Origin of the sequence: Nocardia sp. BMG111209 (genome assembly GCF_000381925.1) — a bacterium.
In the GTDB taxonomy this organism is placed as follows: domain Bacteria; phylum Actinomycetota; class Actinomycetes; order Mycobacteriales; family Mycobacteriaceae; genus Nocardia.
The window spans coordinates 921154-948053 of sequence record NZ_KB907307.1 but is presented as its reverse complement, the minus strand read 5'-3'; the positions used below and the strand labels follow the sequence as shown (position 1 = coordinate 948053).

Sequence of the window (26900 nt, the reverse complement as noted above, 5' to 3'; positions counted from 1 at the left end):
CCGGCTCACACGTCGAAGATCTTGCCCGGGTTGAGGATTGCGAGCGGGTCGAGGGCGTTTTTCACCGTGGCCATGATGTCGGTGGCCGCGCCGTGTTCCGCGCGCAGGTACTGCTTCTTGGCGAGGCCGATGCCGTGTTCGCCGGTGGCGGTGCCGCCGGCCGCGAGGGCGTGGCGGATCACCCGGTCGGAGAAGATCTTTGCGGTGGAATGGGTTTCGTCGGTGTAGGGGACCACGGCGTGGACGTTGCCGTCGCCGATGTGGCCGGCGACGCTGACCGGTAGGTTCAGCTCCGCGGCCAGGCGGGTGGCGGTGGCCACCGCGCCGGCGATCTTCGAGAACGGGACGGCGGTGTCGGTCACCAGGAAGCGGTGGCCGGGGTGCTGGGCCTTGATGCCGAAGAACAGGGTGTGGCGGTCCTCCCAGAGGGCGTGCCGGTCGGTGTGGGTGTGCGCCACCACGATCTGCAGGGCCTCGTTCGTCTCGCAGACGCGGCGGATCTCCGCCTCGTCGGCGGCCGCGGCGGGGGCCGAGGCCGCCTCCAGATCGATGAACAGGGCCGGGGTTTCGGGGTGGGTGGTGCCGCGGTAGGCGTTGATCGCGATGATGCTGGGCCCGTCCACCAGTTCCAGGCGGCTCACCGGCAGGGCCAGGCCCAGCATGTCCACCGCGGCGGCCACCGCGGTCTCGATCGTCGGGAACGAGATGCGCAGTGAGCGTAAATATTCCGGGATCGGGTGCAGGCGGACGGTGAGTTCGGTGATGATGCCGAGGGTGCCCGCCGAGCCGATCAGCAGATCCTTCAGGCCGTAGCCGCTGGCGGATTTGCGGACCGCGCGGCCCAGGCGGGCATGGCTTCCGTCGGCGAAGACCACTTGCAGGGCAAGCACATTGGCGCGCATCCCGCCGTAACGGACGCTGGTGGTGCCGCTGGCGTTGGTGGCGGCCATACCGCCGAGCGACGCGTCCGCGCCGGGATCGACGGTGAACTGCAGGCCGTATTCGGCGGTCGCGGCGTTGAGGCGGGTGCGGGTGACGCCCGGCTGCACCGTCGCGGTGAAATCCGCCGGATCGATCTTCAGGATCGAATCCGCCTGCGAGAGATCGAGGATCAGTTCCCGGCCGGCGGCCAGCAGGTGGCCCTCCAGGCTGGTTCCGGCGCCGTGCGCGATGATCGGGGTCCGGGTGTCGCGGGCCCAGGCGACGACGCCGAGCACATCCTCGAGCGATTTCGCGTACACCACCCCGAGCGGGCGCCGCCCCGCGCGCCCGGTCTCGTCGGCGATGAACTGGTCGAGTACCGCGGCGCGGGTGTCGACCTCGAACGGCGGGAGCGCGGGGGCGGTCGTCATTCGCGTTCCAGGATCGTGGTCACCAACATGGTGTGGTCCTCCATCCGGCGTGCGACGGACCAGCCGAGTTCCGTGAACGCCGACTCGTACTGCTGGCGGGTCCACAGCCGGACCCCGGTCAGTGAATGGTAGATCTCGTAGGTGGGTGAGAACCACGGTTGCTGCGCCCAGGCCGAGGCCTCGACCAGATAACCGTCGCCGATCACCAGGCGGCGCAGGTTCGGGAACCAGTCCATCCAGCCGCGCAGCACCGGCAGGATGCCGCCGCCGTCGCTGGCGAGCTGGTGCAGCAGGAAGAAGGACATGGCGGTGGTGACGGATTCGCGGTCCACCGCGTCCAGCCAGGCGGGCGGCTCGGCCTCGGGCTGCACCGATCCGGCCAGCAGGGTGATGCGGTCCGACAGACCCTTCGTGACGAGTTCGGCGGTGGCGTCGGCGATCACTCCCGCCTCGATGTCGACGCCGAGGAAGCGCTCGTGCGGCGCCAGGCCGGCCAGGGCCGTGACGCGGCCCGCGTCGGCGCAGCCGAGATCGACGGTGCAGCCCGGGGTTCCGGCGGCGATGGCATGTCCGATACCGGCGAAGAATTCCGGGCGCCGCCGGGCGATATCCGAACAGCCGAGCGCCACCGCGCCGGGATCGGTTGCGGCCGAGATGTGTTCGCGATGCGCGCTGCCGGACACCTGCCGGAAGGTGGGCTCCCAGCCGCGTACCGCCACCCGGACGAAGCCGCGGTTCTTGCCGACGTCGTGCCCGGTGTGGGTGAGCTGGTAGCGGTGCCCGCGACGGGCCAGGAAACCGGCGCGGATCAGGCCGTCGGCGACGGTCTGCTGGATGCCGGTGGTCGGCACGATCGATTCGCCGCTGAGCAGGGCGGTCCACCAGCCCCAATCGTCGGCGGCGACGATCAGGTAGCCGGCGGTCTGGCCCTCGATGACGTCGCGGATGGTGAATTCGGCTGTGGTGGAGGCGGACTGATGGATCAGGGGGGTCACTGCGGTCATGATCGAACTTTCTGGGATGAGGCGACGGCGATCGCCTGGATCTCGATGAGCAGCCCGTCGATGGGCAGGGTGGTGACGGTGGTGATCCGCGCCGGTGCGGTCGTCGGGAAGTACGCGGCGAAGGCGGTGTTCCACGCGGGGAACCACTGCCGATCCGCCAGATAGCAGTCGAGTTTCAGGATCTGTTCGCGGGTGCTGCCGGCCTCGGCGAGTGCGGCGTCCAGTTGCCGGAACACCTCGGCCGCCTGCTCGTCGAAGCTCGGATACGAGGGCCGCAGGGTGGCCGGGTCGACCGCGGCCAGCCCGGCGGTGAACAGCAGTCCACCGCCGCACCGTGCCGCCGGGAAGCGCGGTGCGCTCACGAGACCGTCTCCGCGGCAACGGATCCCCTCACGATCCGCCTCCTCACCGGATCGGATCCACGAGAATCCACAGTCGGTGGTCCCGCCACCGCGGCCGGCCTCACGAGTCCGCCTTCAGAACCCGGGCCCGGCCGATATCGGAAACCGTGGCGGCCCCGGCGAGGATCATCAGGGTGCGCAGCTCCTCGGTGAGCAACTCCAGGACCCGGTCGACCCCGGCGGCGCCGGCCGCGGCCAGCCCGTACAGGGCGGACCGGCCGATGATCACCGCGTCCGCGCCGAGGGCGAGCGCGACGAAGATGTCCGCGCCGGTGCGGACCCCGCTGTCCAGCAGGATCGGGACGCCGGGTCCGGCGGCGGCGCGGATGCGCGGCAACATGTCCAGGCTGGCCGGCGCCGGATCGACCTGCCGGCCACCGTGATTCGACACCACCAGACCGGCGGCGCCGATCTCCAGGGCCTTCTCGGCGGCGGCCGGGGTGAGTACCCCCTTGGCGATCCACGGCATCCCGAACCGGCCCGCGACCTCGGCCAGCTGCTCCCAGTTCCACACCGTGGCACCGCGTTTCAGCAACTGGCCGAAGACCTCGGCGACGCCGGGAGCGCCGTCGGCCCCGGTCAGGTTACCGGCGAAGAAACGCTGGTCCGGATCGAAGCGGTTGCCCATGTTGCGGGTGCGGAAACCGCCGACCGGGCAGTCGACGGTCACACACAACGCCTGGTACCCCAGCCGCCGCACCTGTGCCGCAACGGCTCCCGCGTGTGCGAAGGGATGCACCTGGGCGATGCGGGCCGCCGCCGGTGCGACCTCCCGCACCTGCCGGTAGGAGAAGCTGCCCGCCTCCGGCACGATCGCCAGCGCGCCGCGCCCGGCCGCCGCGCGGGCGACCGCGAGATGCCCGTCGGGATGGAACAATCCGTCCCCGCCGAACGGTGCGGTGAGGATCGGGGTGGCCAGCGGCATGCCGAGCAGTTCGGTCGCGGTGGACGGTGCGCCGACCCCGCTCATCGGCTCGGGCAGGATCCGCCAGCGCTCGAACGCCGTCCGGTTGGCGCGCAGCGTGATCTCTTGTCCCGCACCGCCTTCCACGAAGTCGAGGACATCGGCGGGCAGGGCGGCGGCCGCGGCCCGGTGGATCTCGTCGAGGGTTCCGAAGGTGACGCCGGTGGGATAGAAGCTGTCCAGCTGGGCGGTCACGCGGTGACCTCCGCTCCGGTGGTGCGGCCGACCACGGAATGCCGGCGGCCGTAACCGAGATACAGCGCGATGCCCACCACGCTCCAGATCACGAAGCGCAGCCAGGTGAGCGCCTCGAATGTGGTGGCCAGCCAGATACATCCGGCGATCGCGACCAGCGGCACCAGCGGCATGAGCGGGGTCCGGAACGGCCGCGGCCGGTCGGGGTCGGTGCGGCGCAGGATCAGCACGCCGAGGGCGACGATGACGAAGGCGAACAGCGCGCCGATGTTGACCAGTTCGGCGACCGTGCCGATGGGCAGCAGGCCCGCGACCACCGCGATCACGACGCCGAGCACCAGGGCCAACCGGACCGGGACGCCACGGGCGCTGGTGCGGCACAACGCCTTCGGCACCAGTCCGTCGCGGCTCATCGCGAACACCAGCCGGGTCTGGCCGTAGAACACCATCAGCAGGCCCTTGGTCAGCGCGATCACCGAGGCGACCAGGATCACCTTGCCGATCCAGCCGGCGCCGATCGCCGCCAGCGCGGTCGCGACCGGGGCCGAATTGTTCAGGCTCTGATAGGGCGCGACGCCGGTCAGCACCGCGCACACCGCGACGTACAGCACGGTGGCGATCACGACCGAGCCGATGATGCCCCACGGCAGGTTGCGGCGCGGATCGCGAGTCTCCTCGGCGGAGGTGGCGACGACGTCGAACCCGAGATAGGCGAAGAACGCGAGCGCCGCACCGGCGGCGATCCCGTGGATGCCGAAGGGCATGAACGGTGTCCAGTTGCCGCCGTGCAGATGCGGTACGCCGATGGCGACCACCAGCACCAGCACCGCGATGGTGAGCGCCACCAGCGTCTTCACCACGGCCGCGGCCACTTTCACCTCGAATACCAGCACCGCGACCAGTAACGCCACGATGAGCACGGCGGGCAGGTTGATCACGCCGCCGTCACTGGGCCCGCCGGCGATCGCCTTCGGCAATGTCACGCCGAACAGCGAATTCAATGCCGCGCCGAACAATCCGGACCAGCCGATGGCGATGGCCGCGGCCGCCACCGCGTATTCCAGGAGCAGATTCCAGCCGACCAGAAAGGCCGGCACCTCTCCCATCGTGGAATAGGTATAGGTGTAGGCGCTGCCGGAAACCGGTGTCATCGCGGCCAATTCGCTGTAGCACAGGGCGACCAGGACACAGATCACCCCGGACAGTACGAACGACAGCATGATCGCCGGTCCGGCTTTCGTCGCGGCCGCGATTCCGGTGGTCACGAAGATGCCGGCGCCGACGATCGTGCCGACCCCCATCGCGATCAGATCCACGCGCCCGAGGCTGCGTTTGAGCCCGCTGTCGGGGACGGCCGCGGCATTCGAGGCGTCGGTGCTGCGCACGCGGAAGGAGGTCGTCCGGCGCAGCGCTGCGGTACCGACCCGGGTGGATGTCGTCATGAGGGAAATCCGTTCACGAAATGTATTTCGAATACGCATTCCAGTGAACCAACCAGTTTTTGTCGGCCGGTGAACCAGTGTAACGAACCGGTTTCCACTTCTACGCGGGATCCATTGTGCGACAACAGTTTTCGGACAGGCGGAATGCGCACGGCGGTCGATTCCGTGCGCAATTCCGGACACGTCGGAACTCTGTTCCGGACCCGATTCGGGCCGAATTTCCGAAAACGTGAATTATGCGGTTGTGGGAGTGACGAGCGGGACATTCGCGGCGCGCGACGCCGCGCGCCGCCGGACGGCGGCCGTGGCCGCGGCGATCATGATCAGGACGAGCGCCCCGGCCGGCACCGCGTCGCGCAGGGACGCGAGCGAGGCCACGACACCGAGGGCGATCGTGCCGACCGCCGCGCACAGGTAGGCGACGGCGGCGAAGCGCGACGACAGGCGGGCGTGATGCTCCGGCGGCGCCGACGCGCTCACGATCCGCAGCCCGGCGCGGTAGGCCAGGCCCTGCCCGGCGCCGGCGACGATGCCACCGCACAGCAACAGCGGCAGGCTCGGCAGCCAGGCGACCGCCGCCGCGATCAGCACCCCGGCGACGATGATCACCTGCGCCGTGATCGGTTCGGCGGGAAGACGATTCGGTAGTACGGCACGCTGCGCCAGCCAGGCCGTCACCAGGTACACCACCACGGGCAGCGCCGGCAGGACGAGGTTGCCGGTGCCCAGCAGTTCCGCGCCGTAACTCGGCAGCAGCGCCACCACGAGACCGGCGGAGACCCAGGCGGAGATACCGGCCAGATATCCGGTCACGACCGGTTCCGCCGTGACCGACCGTGCGCCGGAACGACTTTCGCCGGACGCGGGCCGGACCGCCCGATCGGACACCACGATCACTGCGGCGCCGGCCAGCAGTACGGCGTGCCCGGCGTAGACGGTCACCCCGGGGGCGGGCAGATACTGCGCGACCGCCGCAGCGGCGAAAGTACCCAGGGCCGAACCGATCACGGTGGCGCTGGCCATCGCGGTGCGGCCGCCCTCACCGCGGCGCTCCAGGATCAGCCCGGCCAGCGAGCCGGTGACCAGGCCGACCGACAGGCCCGCCAGGATCCGCGCCGCGCAGGCCACCCAGGCCGAATGTGCCAGTGCCATAGCGCAATCCGCGCCGACTCCGCAGGCGCTGCCGGCGGCGATGCGCCACCACCACGCCGTGCGCGACGACGGGGTGCCCAGCAGCGAGAGGGTGGGGGTCAGCGCGAGGAGGTACGCGGCGAAAATGACGGTGATGAGCAGCGGCGCGAGCGCCCAGGCATGCCGGTAGTACGGCATCATCCCGGTCGCCAGGTTGGGTTGTGCCATGATCAGCACCAGCAGTGCCCCCGGAGCCGCTACCCTCATCGAACCTCCGAATCGAGGAGATCTTCTCGTTTAGAGAATAGAGAAGTGAGAAGAACTTCTCTACAGGAGGCGAACATCCGGATCGTGGCGCCGGTCACACCGGGGCGACGCGCGCGAATCCGCCCACCCTCGTGGCGCGGTCGCACCGGACTCACGCAGGATGGTGAGGTGCCCGTGAACACCCGCAGCGACGCGCAACGCAGCCGAGTACTGCTGGTCGGCGCGGTCGGCAGTCTGTTGACCGCCGGCCGGGTCGGTTTCTCCGTTCCCGAACTCGCCGCCGAGGCGGGGGTGGGGGTGGCGACGGCCTATCGCCACTTCCCCACGCCGCAGGACGCGATGCAGGCCTTCCACCGGCGGGCGATCGAACAACTGCTCGAGGCGTTCGGCGCGATCGGCGACGGCCTCGCGCCCGCCGAGCGGTTCCGGCGGGTGTGCCGCACCTGGGTGGAACAGGCCACCCAGTGGGGCGCCGCGATCCGATACATCCGCAGCAGTCAGGGATTCGTGGAACGGCTCGCCGCCGGCGACGAATCCATCGTCGCCCTGCACGACACCCTCGCCGGGGTCCTCGACGCGCTGGCCCGCGACGGCCGCTCGGCCGAACCCGATATCGGTTACGCCGTCCTGCTGTGGATCACGATCTTCGACGAGCGCGTGGTGTACGACCTCACCGAGCACCGGCACTGGTCGATCGACGAGGCCACCGACCGCCTGACCCGCGCGGTCGCGGGTGCGCTGGGCCTGACCGTCTGAACCCGGCCCACCCGCGCGGTCGTCGCGAATTCGCTACGGCGGACCGATGATCCGCGACCACGCGTCCGGTCCCTCGGCGGGACTGACCACGGCGGGCGAGGGATCGGACGGGTGATCCTGGCGCGCGTAGCCGAGCCAGCCGGTGCCGACGAAGACCGCCAGCAGCAGCGCACTCGGCAGCTCCACCAGCAGCCAGCCGCGGGGGCACTGCACGCCGCCCGCCCGGCCGCGCTCGGATCCCACAGCCTCGGCCACTCGAACCCTCCATCCCGTCACCGCCCGGCCCGACGCCGGCACCTCCACCGACACTCCAGGATGCCGAATCCCCACGTGCACCGCAGCCGTTCGACCCAGACCGATTCCACCGCGCCGGGCGAATCAGCCGGAACCGGACAGCTTCTCAGCGATCTCCGGCATCGGGGAGCATCGGCGGGCACGACGCACCCGGCGCGGTGGCCACCTCGAAATGCCACCACTCGTTCTGATAAGTGCGGCACAGGCCCCAGCGATTACCGTTGGCGTCCAGCCAGTTCGCGCCCTCCTGCGGCGCGACGTCCACGGCCCGGCCCTGCACGTGCGTGGACTCCTCCGGCGGCAGCACCCAGTGCCGCGCCGCCTCCGGGCTGCCGTAGGTGGCGATCCCGTCCTCCCACAGCTGTTGCTGCTCCGCGGGGGTGCGGTAGCCGGAGTTGATCCACAGCGGCACCCCCTCGGCGTGCGCCTGCTGTTCGGCGAGCGTGTAGGCGCCGGCCAGCACCGGATCCAGTCCCCCGAGGCCGTCGGCGGCGGACCCGGCCGCCGGTTGCAGCAGAACCACCGTCACCCCCGTGACGGCCACGGCCGCCGCACCCACACTCCGTCGCAACATGCCGGAGATGGTATCGGCAAAGCGACAATCCGGACCGGATCACGCATTACCCGGCGATCTCGCCGGGCCCGGCCGTTACCGTGAAGCCGGACGCGGCGTGCGTTTGCCCGACGGCGAGGAGGGTGTCATGGCGGTCCCGATGACAGCGAACGTCGTCCTGTCGCTGGCGGGCGTGCTGGGCCCCGCGGCCCTGATCCTGCTGACCTGCGTGGCCCCCACCCGCTCCCCGGACGGCCCGTCCCCTGACCGGCCGCGCTAACTGCGCGTGCGTACCGTCAGCGCGATCGGCTTCTGGGTCTCCGCGAAGAAATCGTTGCCCTTGTCGTCGACGACGATGAACGCCGGGAAGTCCTCGACCTCGATCTTCCAGACCGCTTCCATGCCGAGTTCCTGATATTCGAGCACCTCGACGCTCTTGATGCAGTCCAGCGCCAGTCGCGCCGCCGGCCCGCCGATCGAACCCAGATAGAACCCGCCGTGCTCCTTGCACGCCCGGGTCACCTGCGCGGACCGGTTGCCCTTCGCCAGCATGACGAACGAGCCGCCCGCGGCCTGGAACCGGTCGACGTAGGAGTCCATCCGCCCGGCCGTGGTGGGGCCGAAGGATCCGGAGGCGTAACCCTCCGGGGTCTTGGCCGGGCCGGCGTAGTAGACGGCCATGTCGCGCAGGTACTCCGGCATCGGCTCCCCCGCGTCGAGCCGCTCCTTGATCTTGGCGTGCGCGATGTCGCGGGCCACCACCAGCGGGCCGGTCAGCGAGAGCCGGGTCTTCACCGGGTATTTCGACAGTTCCGCGCGGATCTCCGCCATCGGCCGGTTCAGGTCGACGCGGACCACATCGCCGCCGAGGATCTCGTCGGTCTGCTCCGGAAGGTATTGCGCCGGTTCACGTTCCAGCTGCTCCAGGAAGACGCCCTCGGCGGTGATCTTCGCCAGCGCCTGCCGGTCGGCCGAGCAGGAGACCGCGAGGGCGACCGGGCAGCTGGCGCCGTGTCGCGGCAGCCGGATAACCCGCACGTCGTGGCAGAAGTACTTGCCGCCGAATTGCGCTCCGATACCGAAGGATTGGGTCAGTTTGAAGACCTCCTCCTCCAGTTCGAGATCCCGGAAGCCGTGCGCGGCCATGGAACCCTCGGTGGGCAGGGTGTCGAGGTAGTGCGCCGACGCGTATTTCGCGGTCTTCAGCGCGAATTCCGCACTGGTGCCGCCGATCACGACCGCGAGGTGGTACGGCGGGCAGGCCGCGGTGCCCAGCGAGCGGATCTTCTCGTCGAGGAATCTCAGCATCCCGGCCGGGTTCAGCACGGCCTTGGTCTCCTGGTACAGGAAGGACTTGTTGGCCGAGCCGCCGCCCTTGGCCATGAACAGGAACTTGTAGGCCGGATGCGCGGGATCGCCGGGGGCCGAATACAATTCGACCTGCGCGGGCAGGTTGTTACCGGTGTTCTTCTCGTCCCACATGGTGATCGGGGCGAGCTGCGAGTAGCGCAGGTTCAGCTTCGTGTAGGCGTCGAACACGCCGCGGGAGATCCATTCCGCGTCGTCGGCGCCGGTGAGCACGCCCTCGGACTTCTTGCCCATGACGATCGCGGTGCCGGTGTCCTGGCACATCGGCAGGATGCCGCCGGCGGAGATGTTGACGTTCTTCAGCAGGTCCAGCGCCACGAAGCGATCGTTGCCCGAGGACTCGGGATCGTCGATGATCCGGCGCAGCTGGGTCAGGTGCGCCGGGCGCAGGTAGTGGCTGATGTCGTGCATCGCCTCGGCGGTGAGCAGCCGCAACGCCTCCGGCTCGACCTGCAGGAAGGTACGTCCGCCGCTGGTGAAGGTGCTGACGCCCTCGGTCGTGACGAGCCGGTACGGGGTGTCGTCCGCCCCGATCGGCAGCAGGTCCGAATACAGGAAGTCGGGCGCTGACACTTTTCGCACTCCTTGCACTGTGGGCTGTGGAGGGGCTCGCGGCAACAGCGATCGGGCTCACATCAGCCGGGTGAATCCAAGCAGTGCGACTCTAGCCAGCACGCGGTGCCGCGACGAGATCAGGCCAGCCTAATCTTCGTGCGCGCCAAGCTAAAAGGTTGCACCTTCAACGCGAAATGTGTAACTGTCGACTGACCCGGAGCGCAGCCCGACAACCGCCCCGACGCAGCGACCTGGAGAGGATCCGTGACCGAACCCCGATGGCTCGACGAGGTCGAGGAGCGCGCCTGGCTCGGGTTCGTGTTCACCCGCGACCTGATCGCCGCCGCCGTCGGCCGCGACACCTCGCGCCGCTCGAATCTGACCTACGTCGAGTACACCGTGCTGGCCCGCCTCGCCGACGCGCCCGACCACCGGCGCAGTTTCGCCGATCTGGCGGCGGTGCTGGAGTGGTCGCAGAGCCGGCTGTCGCATCAGATCACCCGGATGGAGAAGCGCGGACTCGTTGCGCGCGAAGCGATTCCCGACGATGCCCGGCGCACGGCCGCGGTACTGACCGCCAAGGGCGCGGAGGTGCTCGCCGCGGCCGCCCCCGCACACGTGGCGAGCGTGCGCCGGAACATGATCGACGTCCTCGACCGGGAGCAGCTCATCGAACTCGCCGCGATCTACGATTCGCTGCTGGCGCATCATCGGCGCACCGCCGATCGGCACACACCGCGTATCGATCTGCGCGGCCAGCACAACGGCAGCATCGGCTGAGTCCGGAGTGATCTCCGGCGCGGCCGGCGTGATCTCCGTCGGTTACACGTTTGGTTTGTGCCCCATCGGGTACCGAGTAAGACTAGGCTCGCTGCTGTCGGTGACAGCAGACGCCCGTTCGAGCAAACTTGACGAGTACCACCAGACCTACCCTTACGAAAGGGGCAGGAGTTTCCATGTCCGACGTGTCCATCGGCCTCTCGGCGGATTCGTTGTCGACCGTGCCGGTCGAGAATCTGCTTCCGCAGCTGGTCGAGCACCTGCGTCAGAATCGTACCGAGCTGCGCGAGGAATGGGCCCGCCGCATCACCGACGTCCAACTGCTGACCGCCATGACGCCGGAGGAGATCTTCTCCGAGGCGACCTCGATCTACGACAACTACGTCGAGGTGCTCGAGACCGGTAGCGTCGAGGCCCTGCAGGCCTACGCGCGGGATCTGTCGGAGCGCATCATTCCCCGGGGCGTGGAGACCGACGAGGTCATCGGCATCGTGCTCCTGCTGCGAGATGTGCTGGCGCGCAGCTTGTTCGAGAAATACCAGTCCAGCTTCGATCTGCTCAAGCGCGTGCTCGACGCCTACGAGCCGGCCGCCAACCGGATCGCCAACACCGTGGCCGTCTCCTTCGTACAGGAGCGCGAGCGCGTCATCCGCCAGCAGCAGGAAGCCATCCGCGAACTGTCCACGCCGGTGCTGCAGGTGCGCGAGCAGCTGCTGATCCTCCCCATCATCGGCGTGCTCGACAGCCAGCGCGCCCGCCAGCTCACCGAGCAGCTGCTGCGCGCCATCCGGGCCAACCGCGCCAAGGTCGTCGTCATCGATATCACCGGTGTGCCGGCGATCGATTCCACGGTCGCGAACCATCTGGTCCAGACCGTCGACGCGTCGGGCCTGATGGGCGCCAGCGTGATCATCACCGGGCTCTCCTCGGAGATCGCGCTGACCCTGGTCACCATCGGCCTGGACCTGTCCAAGATGAACGCGGTCGGCGACCTGCAGGGAGGCATCGAAGAAGCGGAGCGGCTCCTCGGATACGACGTCACCCGCGTCACCGAGCGCGACGGACGGTAACGGCGGGCGAGCCGATGCCGGTACCCATACTCAAACAGGGCACATTCCTCATCGCATCCGTCCAGTCGGCGCTGACGGATGCCGATACCGAGCGTCTGCAGGACGACCTGATGAAGTACGTCAGCAAGTACCGCGCGCAGGGGATCATCGTCGACGTGACCGCGATCGACGTCATGGACTCGTTCGCCGCGCGCTCGATCCGCACCATCGCGCACATGACGAAGCTGCGCGGCGCCGAGACCGTCATCGTGGGCCTGCAGCCCGAGGTGGCCTTCGCCATGGTTCAGCTCGGCCTCACCTTCGAGGACATGCACACCGCCCTGGACCTGGAGGAGGGTCTGGCCTGGCTGAACAGACAGCTGCGCCGCCGCGATCGAGATGGTCGTGACCGTGGCCGCTGACAACGTGGTGATCGCGGTGAAGGTGTCCAACGACATCGTGACCGCACGTCAGGCCGGGCGAGAACTGGCTGCAAAACTCGGTTTCTCGCTCACCGACATCACCATGATCTCGACGGCCATCTCCGAGGTCGCCCGCAACATCACCAGTTATGCGGGCACCGGCGAGATCCGGATCGTCGTGGCGGATCGGGACGGGCGACGTGCGTTGATCATCCAGGCCGAGGACCGCGGTCCCGGCATCCCCGACATCACCCGGGCGCTGGAGGACGGATATTCGACCGGGCGCGGCCTGGGACTCGGATTACCCGGCGCCAAGCGGCTGATGGACCGGCTGAACATCGACTCCGCCCCCGGGCAGGGGACGCTGGTGGAGATGTGGAAGTGGGTGCCCGCCGGTGCATGAGGGAGGATTCGTCGGCACCGTGGAGTGGTCGGTCACCGGCCGGGCGCTGCCGGGACAACGTGATTCCGGCGATCGGGCCGTCGTACTCGACGCCGGCGGTGGCTCGGTGCTGTTCGCGGTGCTCGACGGGCTCGGCCACGGCAACGCCGCCGCCGACGCCGCCGCGCGCGCCGTGCAGGTACTGGCCGAGAATCGGGGTGAACCGCTGGACGTGCTGATGTTGCTGTGTCACCGCGCGATGTCCGATACCCGGGGTGCGGCGGTCTCGCTGGCCATGTTCACCGCCGGCGACCGGCTGCAGTGGCTCGGCGTCGGCAACGTCGAATCCCGGGTGGTGGCAGCCGGTCCCGGTAAACCGGTGGTACGGGCCACGGCACTGCTGACCGGCGGCATCGTGGGCTATCTGCTCCCGCCGAATCTGCAGACGCAGACCGTCGCCGTCCGGCCGGGCGATCTGCTGCTGATGTGCACCGACGGCATCGTCGACGAATACGTCGAGGCGATCGATATGGCCTCCTCGACCGCCGACATCACCGATGCGATCGTCTCCGTGCACGCCAAGGACACCGACGACGCGCTGGCGCTGGCCGCCCGGCACCGCGGGCACACGGTGGCGGCGTCGTGAGCACGATGCTGGCGGCCTTCCGCGGCGACTACGCGAACGCCCTTCGGCTGCACCTGGATTCGCCGAGTCAGACCACCCTCGCGGAGGGGTACGAACTGGGCCGCCGGGCACTGGTGGAGGGTGTCAGCATCCTCGACCTGACCGAGCACCACTTCCGGCTGCTCGACCGCGAGGGCCTGAAATCCGAAGCGGCACTGGAATTCCTGTTGCAGACGCTGGCCGCGCTGGATGTCGCCACGCGCGGATTCCTGGACAGCACACGCAGTTACGAGCAGCAGCGGCTGCGCGTGGAGGATCTGGAGGGCCGCGACGCGTTCCGCACCGCGCTGGTGGAATCGTTGCAGGACGGATTCTTCGTCGCCGACTCGCACGGCGCCATCACCGAGGTGAACTCCGCCTTCGGCGCGCTCACCGGATACGGCCCGGACGGGGTCCCCTATCCGCAACCGCATCCGTGGTCGGTGCACGATTCCGGCTATCCGGATCTGGGCGCGACGTTGACGACCAGCGATACCGCCCGGTTCATGCTGCCGGTGCGGCACCGCGACGGACGGCGGCTGTGGCTCGCGGTCAGCACCTCGACGCTGGTCCGGCCGGAGGACCACGAGCAGATCTACGTCGGCACGATCCGCGACGTCACCGCCGAACAGGACGCCCAGGCCCGGGACCAGGCGGTCTCGCAGCTGGCCACCGCCGTCGGCGCGGCCACCAGCGTGATCGAGGTGCTGGCCGTCGGGCTGGAGGAACTGCGGCGCATCACCGGGGCCGAGGCGGCGGTGGTGTCGGTGTGGCCGAACCGGCACACCGGGCCGGAGCTGTACATGTCCAGCGGCGAGGGCGCGCCGTCGCGGCAGGTGCTCGACGCGCAGGCCCGCGTGCTGCTGGACCGGGCCCGGGTGCGGCCCGGCCGCACCATGTTCGCCATCCCGGAGGGCGCCGCCAGTTCGGAGGGTATCGTCGCGCCGCTGGCCGAGACCGCCGACGCCGCGCTGTGGCTGCGGTTCGCCGCGCCGCGCGCCATCACCCCGGGCGACTGGGCGCTGTTCTCGCTGCTGGTTGGCCAGGTCAGCCTGGCGGTGCAGCGGGCCCGCAACTTCGACCAGGCCCGGTCCACCTCACTGACCCTGCAACGGGCGATGCTGGGCCCGATCGAGCTGCCGCCGCGGTTCTCGGTGCACTACGAGCCCGCCCTGCCGCCGCTGGAGATCGGCGGCGACTGGTACGACCTGGTGCCGCTGCGCGACGGCACCATCGGCATCGTGGTCGGCGACTGTGTCGGCCGAGGTCTGTCGGCCGCCGTGGTGATGGGCCAATTGCGCACGGCCGCAAGGGCTCTGCTGCTGCGCGGGGCCGGTCCGGCCCAGTTGCTCGCGGAACTGGACACGGTCGCCGCGCGGATCCCGGGCGCGATGTGCACCACCGCGTGCGCCGCCATCCTGGACCCCGTGCGCGGGGTGGTCCGGTACTCCAGCGCGGGGCACATGCCGCTGGTGCTGGCCGCGCCGGGCAGTAAGGGCCGGCTGCTGGAGGGCGGCCGGTCGGTGCCGCTGGCCACCTTCGATCCGCCGCGGCGGCCGGAGGCCACCACCGAACTCGGGCCGGGCTCGACCCTGGTGCTGTTCACCGACGGCCTGGTGGAGGAGCGCGGCACCGGCATCGACGACCGCTTCGATCTGCTGGCCGACGAATTATCCGGCGCCGCAACGCTGTTGCCGCGCGAGGTGGCCGACGCGGTGCTGTCGCGGCTGCGTCCCGCGGTCGGCTACGACGACGACGTGGCCATGGTGGTCTACCGGCAGCCGCCGCGCGCGCTGCATCTGGACCTGCCGGCCGAGGCGAACCGGCTGTCGGCGATCCGGCGGTCGCTGGCGGCCTGGCTCACCGGCGCCGCGGTACCGCACGAACTGGCCCTGGACCTGGTCGCGGCCGCCAACGAGGCGTGCAGCAACAGTATCGAGCACGCCTATCTCGACGGCGCGCTCGGGCGGGTGCTGATCGTCGCCGACTGCACGATGGCACAGGTTACCGTCGAGGTCACCGATGCCGGGATCTGGCGGCCGCAACCGGAGGATCCGGGCCATCGCGGCCGCGGTATCGCGATGATGCGCGCATTGACCGACGAATTGATCATCGACAATGCGGGCATCGGCACCCGGGTTCGGCTGATAGCGAAACTGCCCGCGGTGGCGGTCACCGCCGCGGGCCGGGTGTAGCCCCGGCAAACCGCCCCGACCTCGGCACTGACCCACATGTGACAGCCGACACCCATTTGCCAGCTATCCGGTGGTAACAATCGGAAAAAACTCCGTACCAGGGCTTTTCACATCTCGGATGGCGGAAAATGGACGAAGAATGTGCCTGACGATGCAGCGGGAAGCGCTGGTTCATGGCAGATTGTTCTGTTGTGACCAATACTTCCGGAGACGCGTATCCCCTCGCCGATGCGATGACCACCTCGGTCTCCGTGCAGGACGAGGCGACCGTGCTGACGGTCGCCGGCGAGGTCGACCTGGCAACCGCTCCCGCACTGGAGACGGCGATCGAGACCACGCTCGGCGGCGCTCCCGCGGCGCTGATCATCGACCTGTCGCAGGTGAGCTTCCTGGCCTCGGCCGGTATGGCCGCCCTCGTCGCCGCGCACCAGCGGGCCGGCTCGACCCGCATCGTGGTGGTCGCCGACGGACCGGCGACCGGCCGCCAGCTGAAGATGACCAATCTGGATCAGGTTTTCGCCGTGCACCGCACGCTGGACGAGGCGCTCGGCGCGTTGCGCGGCAACTGAATTCGCCGCCGCGCCCGCCGAACCGCCCGTGGCTCAGACCAGTTCGCGCAACTGCTCGATGAGTTTCACCCGGTCGGCGGGAGTGGCGGCCATCGGCACCACGTTCAGCACGGTGACACCGGCCGCCGCGAACGCCGCCACCCGTTCCTTCACGAATCCGGCCGGGCCGATCAGCGAGACGTCGCGGACCAGGTCGTCCGGCACCACCTTCGCGGCCTCCTCCTTCTTGCCGTCCAGGTACAGCTCCTGGATCCGGTCCGCCTCGGCGCCGTAGCCGTACTTGGTGGCCAGGGAGTGGTAGAAGTTCTTGCCCTTGGCGCCCATACCGCCGATGTACAGCGCCAGATGGGGTTTCACGAACTCGAGCAGCGGTGCCACGTCCTCGCCGATGGCGAGGGCGGGGCCGGCGAACACCTCCAGCTCACCGAGCGCCGGATCGCGGCGGGCCCGGCCGGCCGCCAGCGCGTCGCCCCAGACATCCTGTGCGCGTTCGGGAAGGAAGAAGATCGGCTGCCAGCCCTCGGCGATCTCCGCGGCCAGCTCCACGTTCTTCGGGCCGAGGGCGGCCAGCAGCACCGGAATGCGTTCGCGCACCGGATGATTGATCAGCTTCAACGGTTTGCCCAGCCCGGTGCCGCGCTCGGCGGGCAGCGGCACCCGGTAGTACTTGCCCTCGAACTCCAGCCGCTCGCGGCGCCACACCCGGCGGCAGATCTCGACGACCTCGCGGGTGCGGCCGATCGGCGCGTCGTAGGGCACGCCGTGGAAACCCTCGATCACCTGCGGGCCGGACGCGCCGAGGCCGAGGATGAAGCGCCCGTCGGAGACGTAGTCCAGCCCGGCGGCCGACATGGCCGTGAGCGTGGGGGTGCGGGTGTAGAGCTGCAGGATGCCCGACGCCAGCTGCACCCGATCGGTCCGGGCGGCGAGGTAGCCGAGCGCGCTCACTGCGTCGAAAGAGTACGCCTCGGGCACGAAGACGATGTCCAGACCGGCCCGTTCCAGGTCTGCGACCTCGGCGGCCACTTCCTTGAAACCGCCCGCATAGTTGATGCCCAATCCGATACGCATGACCCGACCATACCCACGCTGCGTCGCAGGTCTCGGACAACCCCCGCGCACTCGAGGTGAACCTCGAGTCGCGCCCGCGCGCCCGGTTCGGGTGGTCGCGGGCAGCCGCCCGGCACCCGGTACCGTAGTGCTCGGACGCGCATCATCCGGTGCGCACCGACCGTTCGTCCAGGAGGGCCGTCCATGTCTACCGAAACCACGTCGCCGCAGTCGATTTCGACATTCGCGGGAGCGTCGGTGGGTGGCTATCTGGACGATCTCGCGGCCAAGATCCCCGCACCCGGCGGCGGCGCGGTCGCCGCCCTGCACGCCGCGCAGGGCGCCGCGCTGGTCGCGATGGTCGCCCGGTACACCACCCGGGCCAAGGATGTCGCGCATCGCGAGGTCGTCGACCGCATCATCGCCGCCGCCGACGCCGCCCGGACCAGGTCGCTGGCGCTGGCCGACGCCGATGCCGCCGCCTTCACCGCGGTCGGCGCGGCCTACAAACTGCCGAAGGACACCGACGAGCAGGCCGCCGCCCGCACCGCCGCCGTGACCGCCGCGCTGCTCGAGGCCGCGCGGGTACCCGCCGCGGTCGTCGCCGAGGCCGACGAGGTACTCAGCCTCGCCGCCGATCTGCTCCCCATCGGCAACCCGAACGTGATCACCGATATCGGCGCCGCGGCCGACGCGGCCCGCGCCGCAGCGACCAGCTCGCAACTCAACATCGCGATCAATGTGGCCTCGCTGGCCGACGGTGAGGGCGCCGAGTTCGCCGGAGCGTTGCGGACGATCGAGGAAATCGTCGCGCGCGCCGATGCGCTGCACACCGATGTCGTCACCGCGGTTACGACGCGGTAACCGGAGGGCATCCCCGCATCGCCGATTGCGACGAAAGTGCTTGCGAAAGCGGCATTTCGGTCACGAACAGCACCTGACGAGGGACGCGGCACGATCATCGGACTTTAAATTGAGCGTCTGATAATCAAGCCCCTCGGAGGAGTGGAAGCCATGCCGGACACGATGCGGAATCTGTTCCTGGCGACCGCGATCACAGCGTTCGCAATCATCTTGCCCGGCAACGCGACTGCGGCCGCCGCACCGTCGGCGACCGCCGTGGCGAACCTGCCGGTGGTCTATGCGAGGCCGGCGGTGGTCCCGGCGGCGGCGACCCGGGTGCCGGTCGCGTCGCTCGTGACGCCGGCGTCGGCGGCGTCGCCGCTGAATCCGGCGTCCGCCGCATCGTCGGCGGTGGATCGCGTGGCCTCGGTGTCACCCGCCGCCGGCAGTACCGTCGGCGTCGCCGCGCCGGTGACGATCCGGTTCGCCGAGCCGGTCGGTGATCGGGGCCGGGCGCAGCGATCCGTCGCCGTGACCGCCACCGGCGCCACCGCGGTCGACACCCTGACCGCGGTCGACACCCTGAACGGCACGTTCAGCTGGAACAGCGATCGCGAGGTGGTCTGGAATCCGCGTGGCGGGCTACCGATCGCCAGCCGGATCACCGTCGACGCGGGCACCACGCACACCCAGTTCGCGACCGACGGCGGGATCAGCGCCGACGCGAACATGTCCGCACACACCTTCACGGTGAATCTGCCGGGCGAACCGCCGCGGGTGATGCCCGCCTCGATGGGGCGGCCGGGCCGGGAGACGCCGGACGGGATCTTCCCGGTGCTGGAGAAGTTCCGCACCATACAATTCGACTCCCGGACCATCGGCATCCCGCTCGACGACCCGGACGGCTACCTGATCACCGGTGAATACGCCGTGCGGTTGACCTGGGACGGCGTCTTCGTCCACTCGGCGCCGTGGTCGGTGGACGAGCAGGGCAACCAGAACGTCAGCCACGGCTGCATCAACCTCGCCCCCGACGATGCCGCGTGGTACTACGACAACGTCAACGTCGGCGATGTAGTGAGCTCGCACTGGTGAGTGCGGCGCACCACGCAAGGCCCGGATGCCCTACGGCCGCCGGGCTTTTCGCGTGGTCGGCCTCGAACCGTTCGCATGATCGACCCCGGGCCGCCGGTTCGATCAGCCCCGGCCGTTCGCCTTGTCGTGCCGGGCGTGCTCGGCGGCCTCGGCCACGTGCCGCATCAGCAGCGCGGTGGTGACCGGGCCGACCCCGCCGGGCACCGGGCTCAGCGCCGCGGCCCGGCCGCGCACCGAATCCGCGTCGACATCGCCGACGATGCTGCCGTCGGGGCCCTCGTTGGTGCCGACGTCGATGACGACCGCACCCTCGCGCACGTGCGCGCCCGTGATCAGGCCGGCCCGGCCGACCGCGGCCACCACGACATCGGCGGCGGAGGTCACCGCCGGCAGGTCGGTGGTGCGGGAGTGACAGACGGTCACGGTCGCGTTCTCGGCCAGCAACAACTGCGCCAGCGGCTTGCCCACCACGTTGGAGCGGCCCACGACCGCGACATGCCTTCCGGCGAGCGGAATGTCGTGGAACTTCGCCAGTTCCACCACCGCCTCCGCGGTCGCCGGCGGGAAACCGGGCAGGCCGGTGGCCAGCAGGCCCAGCGACAGTGGGCTCACCCCGTCGACGTCCTTGACCGCGGGGATCTCGGAGCTCACCGCGGCCAGGGTCACCCCGGGCGGCAGCGGGGTCTGCAACATGACCGCGTCGACCGCGGGGTCGGCGCCGAGCGCGCGCAGCGCCGCCTTGATCTCCTCGGCGCTCGCGGTGACGCTGAGATTCGTTGTGGTGCTTTCGATTCCGAGCCGCGCGGCGGCGCGCTCCAGCGATTTCACATACCAGCCGCTGGCCGGGTCGTCGTTGGCCACCACCAGCGCCAGCCGCGGCGCGGCGCCCCGCGCGGCGAGGGCGGCGGCGCGCTCCTTGGTATCGGCGTTGACGGCGGCGGCGAGTTCCTTACCGGATAGCGAAGTCGTGTCCACGTCCGAAACCCTATCGGGCGCGGCCCCGCGGTCCGCGCGCAGCGCACCGGATGTGCGCATCGAGTGCAAGTTTGCAGTGAATCTCCGTGGCGGAATGCCGGACGGCCCGGTATCTGGGCCGTATCGTGGTTCGGTCGGTCCGGCAGACAACCGACAGCAACACATGGCGTGACCCATTCGTCAGAAAGAGGTCGACCTGTGACTCTCGCAACGCGCGTCAAGAATCTGGCCGCGATGACCTTCGCCACCCTCGCCCTCGCGGCGACCGGCCCGGCCGTATTCGGCACCGCGGTCGCCGCCGCGGACCCGGCGGATCTCTACAACTCCGCGCAATCCCACTTCATGAACGGCCAGGACGGCGCCGGCCTCGACGATCTACGCCGGCTGCTCGACGAATCGCCCGACGACGCGCAGGCGCTGGCCCTGCAGGCGATCTGGTCCGACTACACCGGCGACATGATCACCCGCGAGGTCGCCCTGCACCGGCTCGACGCCGTCGATCCCGGCACCGCCGCGGGGACGCGCAATATGCTCGGCGCCGTCGTCGCCGCGGTCGCGACCGTGCCGATGCCGCTGCCGGCGCTGGTCGGCGACCGCACCGGAATCGTGGTGCTCGGCTACGGGCTGCTCCCCGACGGCAGTCTGCGCGACGAACTCGTGGACCGGCTGGAGGCGGCCTGGTTGCAGGCGATCGCCGCACCCTGGGCGCCGGTCGTGGTGACGGGCGGTAATCCGCAGAACGGCGTCCCGGAGGCCGCGGCCATGGCCGGCTGGTTGATCGGCCACGGCCTGCCCGCCGAGCGGGTGCTGGTCGAGGACCGCGCCGGATCGACGGTGCAGAACGCGCTGTTCAGCACCCAGTTGCTGCACGGCGCCGGGGCCGACAACGCGGTGCTGGTGACCTCCCCCAACCACATCCGCCGCGCGGTGGCCGATTTCATCACCGCCGGTATGCACGTGGTCGGGGCGATGACCTCGACCGATCAGTGGGTGAACCAGCTGATGCCCCCGCCCCGGCCGGCCCAGCGCGGCATCTACATCGATGCCAGCCGGGTCATGATGTTGCCCCCCGGCCGGTAGGCCACCGGTCACGCCCGTCGACAATGGGCGGGTGACAGCAACGGATCCACAGCTGCTCGTCGCGCGGCTGCGCGCGGCGGGCTGTGTCTTCGCCGAGGAGGAGGCGGCCCTGCTGACCGCGGCGGCCGCCTCCGCCGATGAGTTGGAATCGATTGTGGCGCAACGGGTTTCCGGGCAGCCACTGGAACATCTGCTGGGCTGGACGGAGTTCCGCGGGTTGCGGGTCGCGGTGACGCCGGGGGTGTTCGTGCCGCGCCAGCGCACCGGATATCTGGTCGAGCAGGCCGTCGCGCTGGCCCTCGCGCACCGGCGCACCGGGTCGCCGCGCGACTGTGTGGTGCTCGACATGTGTTGCGGCTGTGGCGCTCTCGGGCTCGCGGTGGGTACCGAACTGCGGGCCGCGGGCATCGGCGTGGCGCTCACCGCCACCGATCTCGAACCGGCCGCGGCGGCCTGCGCGCGCACCAATCTCGCCCCGTTCGGTGCGGAGGTGTGCTGCGGCGACCTGTTCGCACCGCTACCGGCCGGGCTCGCCGGGCGGGTCGAGCTGTTGCTGGCCAACACGCCCTATGTGCCGACGGAGGCGATCGCGCACATGCCGCCGGAGGCCCGCGACCACGAGCCCCGCACCGCGCTCGACGGCGGCGCCGACGGGCTGGACGTGATCCGCCGGGTGGCCGCCGCGGCGGGCGACTGGCTGGCGCCCGGCGGAGGTGTCTTCGTCGAGACCGGCGAGGAGCAGGCCGCGGTCGCGGTGGAAATCTTTGCGGGTCACGGACTTACGCCGAATGTGCTGGAGTCCGAGGAACTCGGGGCGACCGTCGTGTGCGGCGTGCGGCCCTGAGCCGGAGCGGACGGCGTTCCGGAATCGGCGGGACGGTAATCGGCGGGACGGTGAATTGCCCTCGTACTCACCGACTTCCCGGATCCCGGCCGGATTGCGGTGCCGTGGGAACCGTTCTCGGCAGTTCCGCCCCGGCGGGCAGGACCAGCCGGCCGTCGGTATCGATATGGCCGGAGCGTTTCGTGGGCATCGGCAGAATCGGATCGGGACAGGGTTGATCGGTTCCGTCGCCGCAGATGCCGCCGGTGAAATAGGACCGCTGCCGGACATCGGCCGGCCACGGATCGGCATGCATCGCGAACCATTGCGCGGGAAGGTTGTAGCAGCAGAAGAAGCAGGCGCTCACCGCGGCGAAGATCGCCAGGAAGCGCGTCGCCTGCACCTTGGCGAATCCGCCCCGGACGTGGTCGAGGCCGCGTTCGGCGATGGTGCGGCCCCGGTCGTCGGTGAAATAGCGCAGACAGCACAGCGCCGTGAGCACCCCGCCCCACATCACGCCCTCGTAGACCGGCCACTGGTAATAGGTGCCGGCGTTCACCGACAGCGCGCGGATGGCCCCGGGATAGATGTAGAACCCGGTCGGCAGATAGATCAGGCCCTCCAGCACGAAGTCGATCAGGAAATTGAAAACGAAGATCACACCGATCAATCGGGCATTGCTCAGACCGGGCCGGCGTGATTTGACCGCGCGCATCACCGCGCAGCCGACCATGACGAACAGCAGATTGCCGAACGAGTAGCCAGGCACATTGGTCAGCAGCGGTTCCACGACCTGATGGCCCGGCACTTCCGGCGACACCCACCCGGGGATGTTCGACGACCACGAACCCCGGTTCGGCATCCACGTGTTGTAGGTGCACCAGGTGTTCAGATAGTTGAGCAGCGGGTCCTGGAAGAACATCAGGCCCAGCGACACCATGATCATGCCGTCGAGCGTGATCCGCCGCTCACGCCGCCACGGCCGGATGATGAACCACCACACGGCGAACGGCAGTCCGATCCAGGCGAGGACCGCGTTCGCCACCAGCGGCACCTTCATGTACAGCGGCGGATCGTCCGGCCCCGAGGGCGCCGAGTGGAAATACGGGCCGGTCAGCCAGCGGATCCAGACGTACAGCTGGAACGCCAGCAGCACACCGCCGATGACCGCCCACACCCTGACCGGCCGGACCGCCGAATCATCCGGTCCGGCCGGCGCGGCAACCGTGCCGGTCGCGGACCGGCCGGCTTCCTGCTGTTCCGACAGGTCGCTCATGACGCCGCCCTCCTACTCCGCCGGTCCGCACCCGCATCGGCGACCGAATCCCCCTCAAGATACTTGTTGGTATCTGGATGGCATACAGGTTTCCGAGAATCTCACGATGCCTTACGCAGGGGACGCAGCCGAATACCCGGCACTGCCTGGCAGTCCGGGATTCGGTGAGCGGTGTTCGATTCGAAACCCGCAGGCGCACCGGGGATACCGGTGCGCCCGCGGTTCAGTTCGCGTCGAGGGTGCGGCGGATCTGGGTGACCGCGTCCAGGCGGGACTGGACGGCGCTCAGGTCCGCCTCGAGGGCGCTGAGATCGGGTTTGGTTGTGGCCGTGGTGTAGTCGGCGACACCGGCCTCGATCGTCTCCACCGCGCGGGTGACCTCCGGGAGCTGACACTCGCGGTGCGGCCGCGGCAGGGCGGCCACCGCGACCAGGTGATGGTCCACCGCCAGTGCCGACTGTTCCAGGCCCGAGCGCATCGACAGGCTCGCCGCCGTGTCGTAGGCGGCGACGGCGTGCAGGGCCGACATGGCGTCGCGCAGGCGGCGATGCAGTTTGGCCTCCGTATCGTGCGACCGGGCCCACGAGGCCGGCGCCCGGGTGGGAGTGCCCGGGATCACCTCGTTCTCGTCGGCCATCGCGCGCCGCTGGCCGGCGGTGACCACCGCCAGGATCGCGATCACACCGCCGACGATCACCACCAGTGCGAGCAGGATCAGCAGGAAGATCATGGATTACCGCCTGGTGGTCGGACGAACCGGATGGCTGACGTGGTGGCCGCCGTGTGCGTGCAGTTTCGCATACACCACGAGCACCAGCACCACGACGAGCACCGCGACGACGATCGCGACCGCGATCTTCACCTTGCTCCACGGCCGCTGTCCCTGCACCTCACCGGTCAGGCCGTTGATGTACACGCGGAACGGCTGATTCGAGTACACCACCGTCAGCAGCCAGATCGGCAGCAGAATGTGCTTGTACGCCAGCGCGTTCCAGTTGGACTGGAGCGAATGGATGCGCTGGCGGTCGCCGCCGATCTGCGAGCGGACGGAACTCTCGATCATTCCCTCCATCTCGGCCTTCACCTCCGGGAACGTCTCCTCGGCGTCCCGGTCGTAGGTGCGGGCCAGATGGCCCGCGAGATATTCCGGCGAATAACCGGTCGCCTCGTGGATCGGCCACGGCTCCAGCGCCTTCACCTTGCCGTGGTCGAGATCCTCGTTGGCCAGGGCCGGCATGTCGGCGAACTGGTTGCCCAGCTCACCGGACACCGGATACCACTCGGTGCGGGTCTCGGTCTGCAGATCGCCGTCACTGTCGCGATATTCGACGACATAGTCGACACCGCGTTCACCGGTGTACCAGCTGTAGGTGTCCGCGTCGTAGGTGAAATACGCGTGGTAGACGCTGGCCAGCGACCCCAGCCGCCGGTACTTCTTGAACGCCGACGGCGCGAACCACCGCTTCGCCACCCACTTCTCGACCAGCTCCCGCGCATACTTCTCGTTCACCCGGAACGGGACGACACCGTCCACGGGCAGCCGCGCGGGCGCATCGTGCACATCGTCGCGCTGAATCGGCGTGGCGCAGTAGGGGCATCGGGTCGCGGTGAGGCTGCCGACGAATGTGGTTGTGCCACCGCAACTCTGACACTTCACCTCGCGCTCGCCGGTGACCTGCGGCCCCTCGGTGGTGGCCTGCGACTCCCGCAGCTCCACCATCGCCTCGTGTAGATCCCGGGCCACCACGGGTTCCCGCGGCGCGGTGATCTCGTTGTAGTTACCGCAACTCGGGCACCGCAACTTCTGACTGTCGATGTCGAAGATCAACTGCCCACCGCACGCCGAACACGGATAGGTCCGCGTGGCCTCGGTGCTGTGCAACATGGCCCGATCCGGCCGCGCCGGCGCCGACTCCACCGGCGCCTCGGGCTCCGGCTCGTTCACCGGCACGGGCACGCCGATCGCCACACCGACACCCCCGAACACCGGCGGCATCATCGCGCCCCCGGACCCCGGCAGCGGCGGCGGAACCATCCCACCCGGAACCTGCTGCGCCACACCGACTCCACCACCCGGCAACGGAGGCGGCAGCTGCCCGCCACCACCGGGCAGCGGCGGCGGCATCTGCCCACCACCGGGCAGCGGAGGCGGGACCGCACCGGCACCACCGGGAAGCGGCGGCGGCCCCTGCCCACCACCGGGCAGCGGGGGCGGGAGCGATCCCGACCCGGCATTACCCGGCAGCGGCGGCGGCTCGGAGTTCGAACTACCTTGTGGCAGTGGCGATCCCGACACAGCACGACCGGGCAGCGGCGGCGGCACGGCACCGGCACCACCGGGCAGCGGCGGCGGCGCCTGGCCACCACCGGGCAGCGGAGGCGGGACCGATCCCGACCCGGCATTACCCGGCAGCGGCGGCGGCTCGGAGTTCGAACTACCTTGCGGCAGTGGCGATCCCCGCTCAGCACGACCAGGCAGCGGCAGTGCCGAACCCGACTCGACATTGCCGAGCGAGAGCGAGGAACTCGGTGCAGCGCTACCGGGTGCGGATGGCGGCACGGATCCCGAGCGGGTGCTCTCGGATGCAGGCGCAGAACCCAGCCCTGCACTACCGGGCAGCGGCGGGGGCACCGAACCCTGTCCAGCACCAGTGGGCAGCGGCGGAGGCGTCGAGTCCGACCCAGCGCCACCCGGCGAGGTCGACGACGCCGAATCCGGCCCAACGCCACCAGGCAGCGGCGGCGGCACAGAACCCGACCCAGCACCACCGAGGAGTGGCGGCGGCACGGATCCCGACCCAGCGCTACCAGGCAGTGACGCCGAATCCGAGCCAGTACCACCCAGCGGGGACGGCGGCACCGCACCCGGTCCAGCGCCACCCGGTAGGGGCGGCACCGAACCCGGTCCAGCGCCGGCAGGCCCCGGCGGCTGCATCGCATTCGGTCCGGCTCCACCGGATGGGGGTGGCGGCATCATGCCCGGCCCGGCGCTGCCGGGCGGGGGTGGCGGGTAGCCAGGGTTCCCACCCGGGAAGGGCTGGGGCGGAACAGGTCCCGCGCCGGGGCGATACTGCGGCGGCGCGGCGTAGCCCGGATGCGGGGGTGCGCCGGGAGGTCCTGGCGGCGGCTGGTTGGGGTAGCCGCCCGGAAAGGGCTGGGGCGGAACGGGACCCGCGCCGGGCCGGTACTGGGACGGGGCGGGACCGCCGGGGTGTGGTGGCGGCACCATGCCGGGGCCGCCCGGCGGAGGCGGGTAACCGGGGCCACCGGAAAACGGGCGGGGCGGAACAGGGCCGCCCTGGGGCGGGTACGGCATCCCCGGTGCACCGTGCGGCGGTGGCGGGTAACCCGGGTTGCCGCCCGGGAAGGACTGGGGCGGAACAGGTCCCGCGCCGAACGGACGAGGCGGAACGGC

General features: G+C 69.9%; 27 protein-coding genes. 13 read left to right on the top strand and 14 right to left on the bottom strand.

The features are described from left to right. Positions 1 to 5 precede the first annotated feature (5 nt). The 6 genes from G361_RS0104250 to G361_RS0104225 form a co-directional block, all read right to left on the bottom strand. Positions 6 to 1352 carry an FAD-binding oxidoreductase gene (locus tag G361_RS0104250; protein ID WP_019925811.1) on the bottom strand — a complete coding sequence of 449 codons (1347 nt, stop codon included), beginning with the start codon at positions 1350 to 1352 and terminating at the stop codon, positions 6 to 8. Next, positions 1349 to 2356, bottom strand: a complete 1008-nt coding sequence (locus G361_RS0104245; RefSeq protein ID WP_019925810.1) for a hypothetical protein — start codon at positions 2354 to 2356, stop codon at positions 1349 to 1351. Before G361_RS0104245 ends, G361_RS0104250 begins: the two co-directional genes overlap by 4 nt. Continuing rightward, a complete protein-coding gene (locus G361_RS0104240) occupies positions 2353 to 2718 on the bottom strand; it encodes a RidA family protein (RefSeq protein WP_019925809.1) in 366 nt (121 codons plus the stop codon). Before G361_RS0104240 ends, G361_RS0104245 begins: the two co-directional genes overlap by 4 nt. A gap of 100 nt (positions 2719 to 2818) precedes the next feature. Next, entirely contained in the window at positions 2819 to 3916 is a 1098-nt protein-coding gene (locus tag G361_RS0104235) for an alpha-hydroxy acid oxidase (protein ID WP_019925808.1), read from the bottom strand. Next, on the bottom strand, positions 3913 to 5358 hold the full coding sequence (locus G361_RS0104230; RefSeq protein WP_019925807.1) for an amino acid permease: 1446 nt from the start codon (positions 5356 to 5358) through the stop codon (positions 3913 to 3915). Before G361_RS0104230 ends, G361_RS0104235 begins: the two co-directional genes overlap by 4 nt. Positions 5359 to 5592: 234 nt before the next feature. After that, positions 5593 to 6756 (bottom strand): hypothetical protein, encoded by a 1164-nt coding sequence (locus tag G361_RS0104225; RefSeq protein WP_196814412.1) that lies wholly within the window; start codon positions 6754 to 6756, stop codon positions 5593 to 5595. A gap of 168 nt (positions 6757 to 6924) precedes the next feature. Here G361_RS0104225 and G361_RS50165 point away from each other — a divergent pair, with 168 nt between their 5' ends. Then, positions 6925 to 7512, top strand: a complete 588-nt coding sequence (locus G361_RS50165; protein WP_196814411.1) for a TetR/AcrR family transcriptional regulator — start codon at positions 6925 to 6927, stop codon at positions 7510 to 7512. Between the two features lie 33 nt (positions 7513 to 7545). On the opposite strand, the gene G361_RS46645 is transcribed toward G361_RS50165, so the two are convergent. Together G361_RS46645 and G361_RS0104210 are read right to left on the bottom strand one after the other, a co-directional pair. Further along, positions 7546 to 7767: a hypothetical protein gene (locus G361_RS46645; protein ID WP_155981295.1), complete on the bottom strand. Its 222-nt coding sequence runs from the start codon at positions 7765 to 7767 to the stop codon at positions 7546 to 7548. A 145-nt stretch (positions 7768 to 7912) separates the two neighbouring features. Beyond that, positions 7913 to 8380, bottom strand: a complete 468-nt coding sequence (locus G361_RS0104210; RefSeq protein WP_036494073.1) for a M15 family metallopeptidase — start codon at positions 8378 to 8380, stop codon at positions 7913 to 7915. A gap of 127 nt (positions 8381 to 8507) precedes the next feature. On the opposite strand from G361_RS0104210, the gene G361_RS51405 reads away from it, so the two are divergent. Next, complete coding sequence (locus tag G361_RS51405) at positions 8508 to 8639, top strand: hypothetical protein (RefSeq protein WP_255359786.1); 132 nt, start codon at positions 8508 to 8510, stop codon at positions 8637 to 8639. On the opposite strand, the gene G361_RS0104200 is transcribed toward G361_RS51405, so the two are convergent. After that, on the bottom strand, positions 8636 to 10300 hold the full coding sequence (locus tag G361_RS0104200) for a fumarate hydratase (protein WP_019925801.1): 1665 nt from the start codon (positions 10298 to 10300) through the stop codon (positions 8636 to 8638). The genes G361_RS51405 and G361_RS0104200 overlap by 4 nt on opposite strands. A gap of 246 nt (positions 10301 to 10546) precedes the next feature. Between G361_RS0104200 and G361_RS0104195 the strand changes: the two genes are divergently transcribed. The 7 genes from G361_RS0104195 to G361_RS0104165 all read left to right on the top strand — a co-directional run bounded on the left by G361_RS0104195 (position 10547) and on the right by G361_RS0104165 (position 16343). Beyond that, positions 10547 to 11062 carry a MarR family winged helix-turn-helix transcriptional regulator gene (locus G361_RS0104195; protein WP_019925800.1) on the top strand — a complete coding sequence of 172 codons (516 nt, stop codon included), beginning with the start codon at positions 10547 to 10549 and terminating at the stop codon, positions 11060 to 11062. Positions 11063 to 11238: 176 nt separating this feature from the next. Then, positions 11239 to 12132 (top strand): STAS domain-containing protein, encoded by an 894-nt coding sequence (locus tag G361_RS0104190; protein WP_019925799.1) that lies wholly within the window; start codon positions 11239 to 11241, stop codon positions 12130 to 12132. Between the two features lie 14 nt (positions 12133 to 12146). Further along, positions 12147 to 12533, top strand: coding sequence for an STAS domain-containing protein (locus G361_RS0104185; RefSeq protein WP_019925798.1), 387 nt, complete (start codon positions 12147 to 12149; stop codon positions 12531 to 12533). Further along, entirely contained in the window at positions 12511 to 12936 is a 426-nt protein-coding gene (locus G361_RS0104180) for an ATP-binding protein (protein WP_019925797.1), read from the top strand. Before G361_RS0104185 ends, G361_RS0104180 begins: the two co-directional genes overlap by 23 nt. Further along, positions 12929 to 13561 carry a SpoIIE family protein phosphatase gene (locus G361_RS0104175; RefSeq protein ID WP_036494071.1) on the top strand — a complete coding sequence of 211 codons (633 nt, stop codon included), beginning with the start codon at positions 12929 to 12931 and terminating at the stop codon, positions 13559 to 13561. The genes G361_RS0104180 and G361_RS0104175 overlap by 8 nt, the downstream gene beginning before the upstream one ends. Continuing rightward, entirely contained in the window at positions 13558 to 15774 is a 2217-nt protein-coding gene (locus G361_RS0104170) for a SpoIIE family protein phosphatase (RefSeq protein ID WP_019925795.1), read from the top strand. The genes G361_RS0104175 and G361_RS0104170 overlap by 4 nt, the downstream gene beginning before the upstream one ends. A 191-nt stretch (positions 15775 to 15965) precedes the next feature. Further along, the gene (locus G361_RS0104165; RefSeq protein ID WP_369797871.1) at positions 15966 to 16343 is read left to right on the top strand and encodes an STAS domain-containing protein; all 378 of its coding nucleotides are present in this window, start codon (positions 15966 to 15968) and stop codon (positions 16341 to 16343) included. Positions 16344 to 16376: 33 nt separating this feature from the next. Here G361_RS0104165 and G361_RS0104160 read toward each other — a convergent pair whose 3' ends face one another. After that, entirely contained in the window at positions 16377 to 17414 is a 1038-nt protein-coding gene (locus G361_RS0104160; RefSeq protein ID WP_019925793.1) for an LLM class F420-dependent oxidoreductase, read from the bottom strand. Positions 17415 to 17597: 183 nt separating this feature from the next. Here G361_RS0104160 and G361_RS0104155 point away from each other — a divergent pair, with 183 nt between their 5' ends. Further along, positions 17598 to 18257, top strand: a complete 660-nt coding sequence (locus G361_RS0104155) for a cyclodeaminase/cyclohydrolase family protein (protein WP_081635287.1) — start codon at positions 17598 to 17600, stop codon at positions 18255 to 18257. A 150-nt stretch (positions 18258 to 18407) separates the two neighbouring features. Further along, complete coding sequence (locus G361_RS0104150; protein WP_019925791.1) at positions 18408 to 19331, top strand: L,D-transpeptidase family protein; 924 nt, start codon at positions 18408 to 18410, stop codon at positions 19329 to 19331. A gap of 102 nt (positions 19332 to 19433) precedes the next feature. On the opposite strand, the gene G361_RS0104145 is transcribed toward G361_RS0104150, so the two are convergent. Beyond that, positions 19434 to 20306, bottom strand: a complete 873-nt coding sequence (locus G361_RS0104145) for a bifunctional 5,10-methylenetetrahydrofolate dehydrogenase/5,10-methenyltetrahydrofolate cyclohydrolase (protein ID WP_019925790.1) — start codon at positions 20304 to 20306, stop codon at positions 19434 to 19436. A 198-nt stretch (positions 20307 to 20504) separates the two neighbouring features. Between G361_RS0104145 and G361_RS0104140 the strand changes: the two genes are divergently transcribed. Both G361_RS0104140 and G361_RS0104135 read left to right on the top strand, forming a co-directional pair. Further along, positions 20505 to 21386, top strand: a complete 882-nt coding sequence (locus tag G361_RS0104140; protein ID WP_019925789.1) for a YdcF family protein — start codon at positions 20505 to 20507, stop codon at positions 21384 to 21386. Positions 21387 to 21417: 31 nt separating this feature from the next. Beyond that, positions 21418 to 22230: a putative protein N(5)-glutamine methyltransferase gene (locus G361_RS0104135; RefSeq protein ID WP_019925788.1), complete on the top strand. Its 813-nt coding sequence runs from the start codon at positions 21418 to 21420 to the stop codon at positions 22228 to 22230. Between the two features lie 67 nt (positions 22231 to 22297). On the opposite strand, the gene G361_RS42275 is transcribed toward G361_RS0104135, so the two are convergent. The 3 genes from G361_RS42275 to G361_RS0104120 form a co-directional block, all read right to left on the bottom strand. Beyond that, positions 22298 to 23485 carry a spirocyclase AveC family protein gene (locus tag G361_RS42275; RefSeq protein ID WP_019925787.1) on the bottom strand — a complete coding sequence of 396 codons (1188 nt, stop codon included), beginning with the start codon at positions 23483 to 23485 and terminating at the stop codon, positions 22298 to 22300. 223 nt (positions 23486 to 23708) lie between these two features. Then, positions 23709 to 24215, bottom strand: coding sequence for a hypothetical protein (locus G361_RS46640; protein WP_019925786.1), 507 nt, complete (start codon positions 24213 to 24215; stop codon positions 23709 to 23711). 3 nt (positions 24216 to 24218) lie between these two features. After that, entirely contained in the window at positions 24219 to 25610 is a 1392-nt protein-coding gene (locus tag G361_RS0104120; protein WP_196814410.1) for a hypothetical protein, read from the bottom strand. Positions 25611 to 26900 lie beyond the last annotated feature (1290 nt).

What these genes read in the sequence shown, in the direction of transcription:
- G361_RS0104250 (WP_019925811.1), bottom strand. Translation starts at nt 1,352, where the DNA reads ATGACGACCGCCCCCGCGCTCCCGCCGTTCGAGGTCGACACCCGCGCC.
- G361_RS0104245 (WP_019925810.1), bottom strand. Translation starts at nt 2,356, where the DNA reads ATGACCGCAGTGACCCCCCTGATCCATCAGTCCGCCTCCACCACAGCC.
- G361_RS0104230 (WP_019925807.1), bottom strand. Translation starts at nt 5,358, where the DNA reads ATGACGACATCCACCCGGGTCGGTACCGCAGCGCTGCGCCGGACGACC.
- G361_RS0104225 (WP_196814412.1), bottom strand. Translation starts at nt 6,756, where the DNA reads ATGAGGGTAGCGGCTCCGGGGGCACTGCTGGTGCTGATCATGGCACAA.
- G361_RS0104210 (WP_036494073.1), bottom strand. Translation starts at nt 8,380, where the DNA reads ATGTTGCGACGGAGTGTGGGTGCGGCGGCCGTGGCCGTCACGGGGGTG.
- G361_RS51405 (WP_255359786.1), top strand. Translation starts at nt 8,508, where the DNA reads ATGGCGGTCCCGATGACAGCGAACGTCGTCCTGTCGCTGGCGGGCGTG.
- G361_RS0104190 (WP_019925799.1), top strand. Translation starts at nt 11,239, where the DNA reads ATGTCCGACGTGTCCATCGGCCTCTCGGCGGATTCGTTGTCGACCGTG.
- G361_RS0104185 (WP_019925798.1), top strand. Translation starts at nt 12,147, where the DNA reads ATGCCGGTACCCATACTCAAACAGGGCACATTCCTCATCGCATCCGTC.
- G361_RS0104180 (WP_019925797.1), top strand. Translation starts at nt 12,511, where the DNA reads ATGGTCGTGACCGTGGCCGCTGACAACGTGGTGATCGCGGTGAAGGTG.
- G361_RS0104160 (WP_019925793.1), bottom strand. Translation starts at nt 17,414, where the DNA reads ATGCGTATCGGATTGGGCATCAACTATGCGGGCGGTTTCAAGGAAGTG.
- G361_RS0104155 (WP_081635287.1), top strand. Translation starts at nt 17,598, where the DNA reads ATGTCTACCGAAACCACGTCGCCGCAGTCGATTTCGACATTCGCGGGA.
- G361_RS0104150 (WP_019925791.1), top strand. Translation starts at nt 18,408, where the DNA reads ATGCCGGACACGATGCGGAATCTGTTCCTGGCGACCGCGATCACAGCG.
- G361_RS42275 (WP_019925787.1), bottom strand. Translation starts at nt 23,485, where the DNA reads ATGAGCGACCTGTCGGAACAGCAGGAAGCCGGCCGGTCCGCGACCGGC.
- G361_RS46640 (WP_019925786.1), bottom strand. Translation starts at nt 24,215, where the DNA reads ATGATCTTCCTGCTGATCCTGCTCGCACTGGTGGTGATCGTCGGCGGT.
- G361_RS0104120 (WP_196814410.1), bottom strand. Translation starts at nt 25,610, where the DNA reads ATGCCGCCGCCGCTGCCCGGTGGTGGCGGGCAGCTGCCGCCTCCGTTG.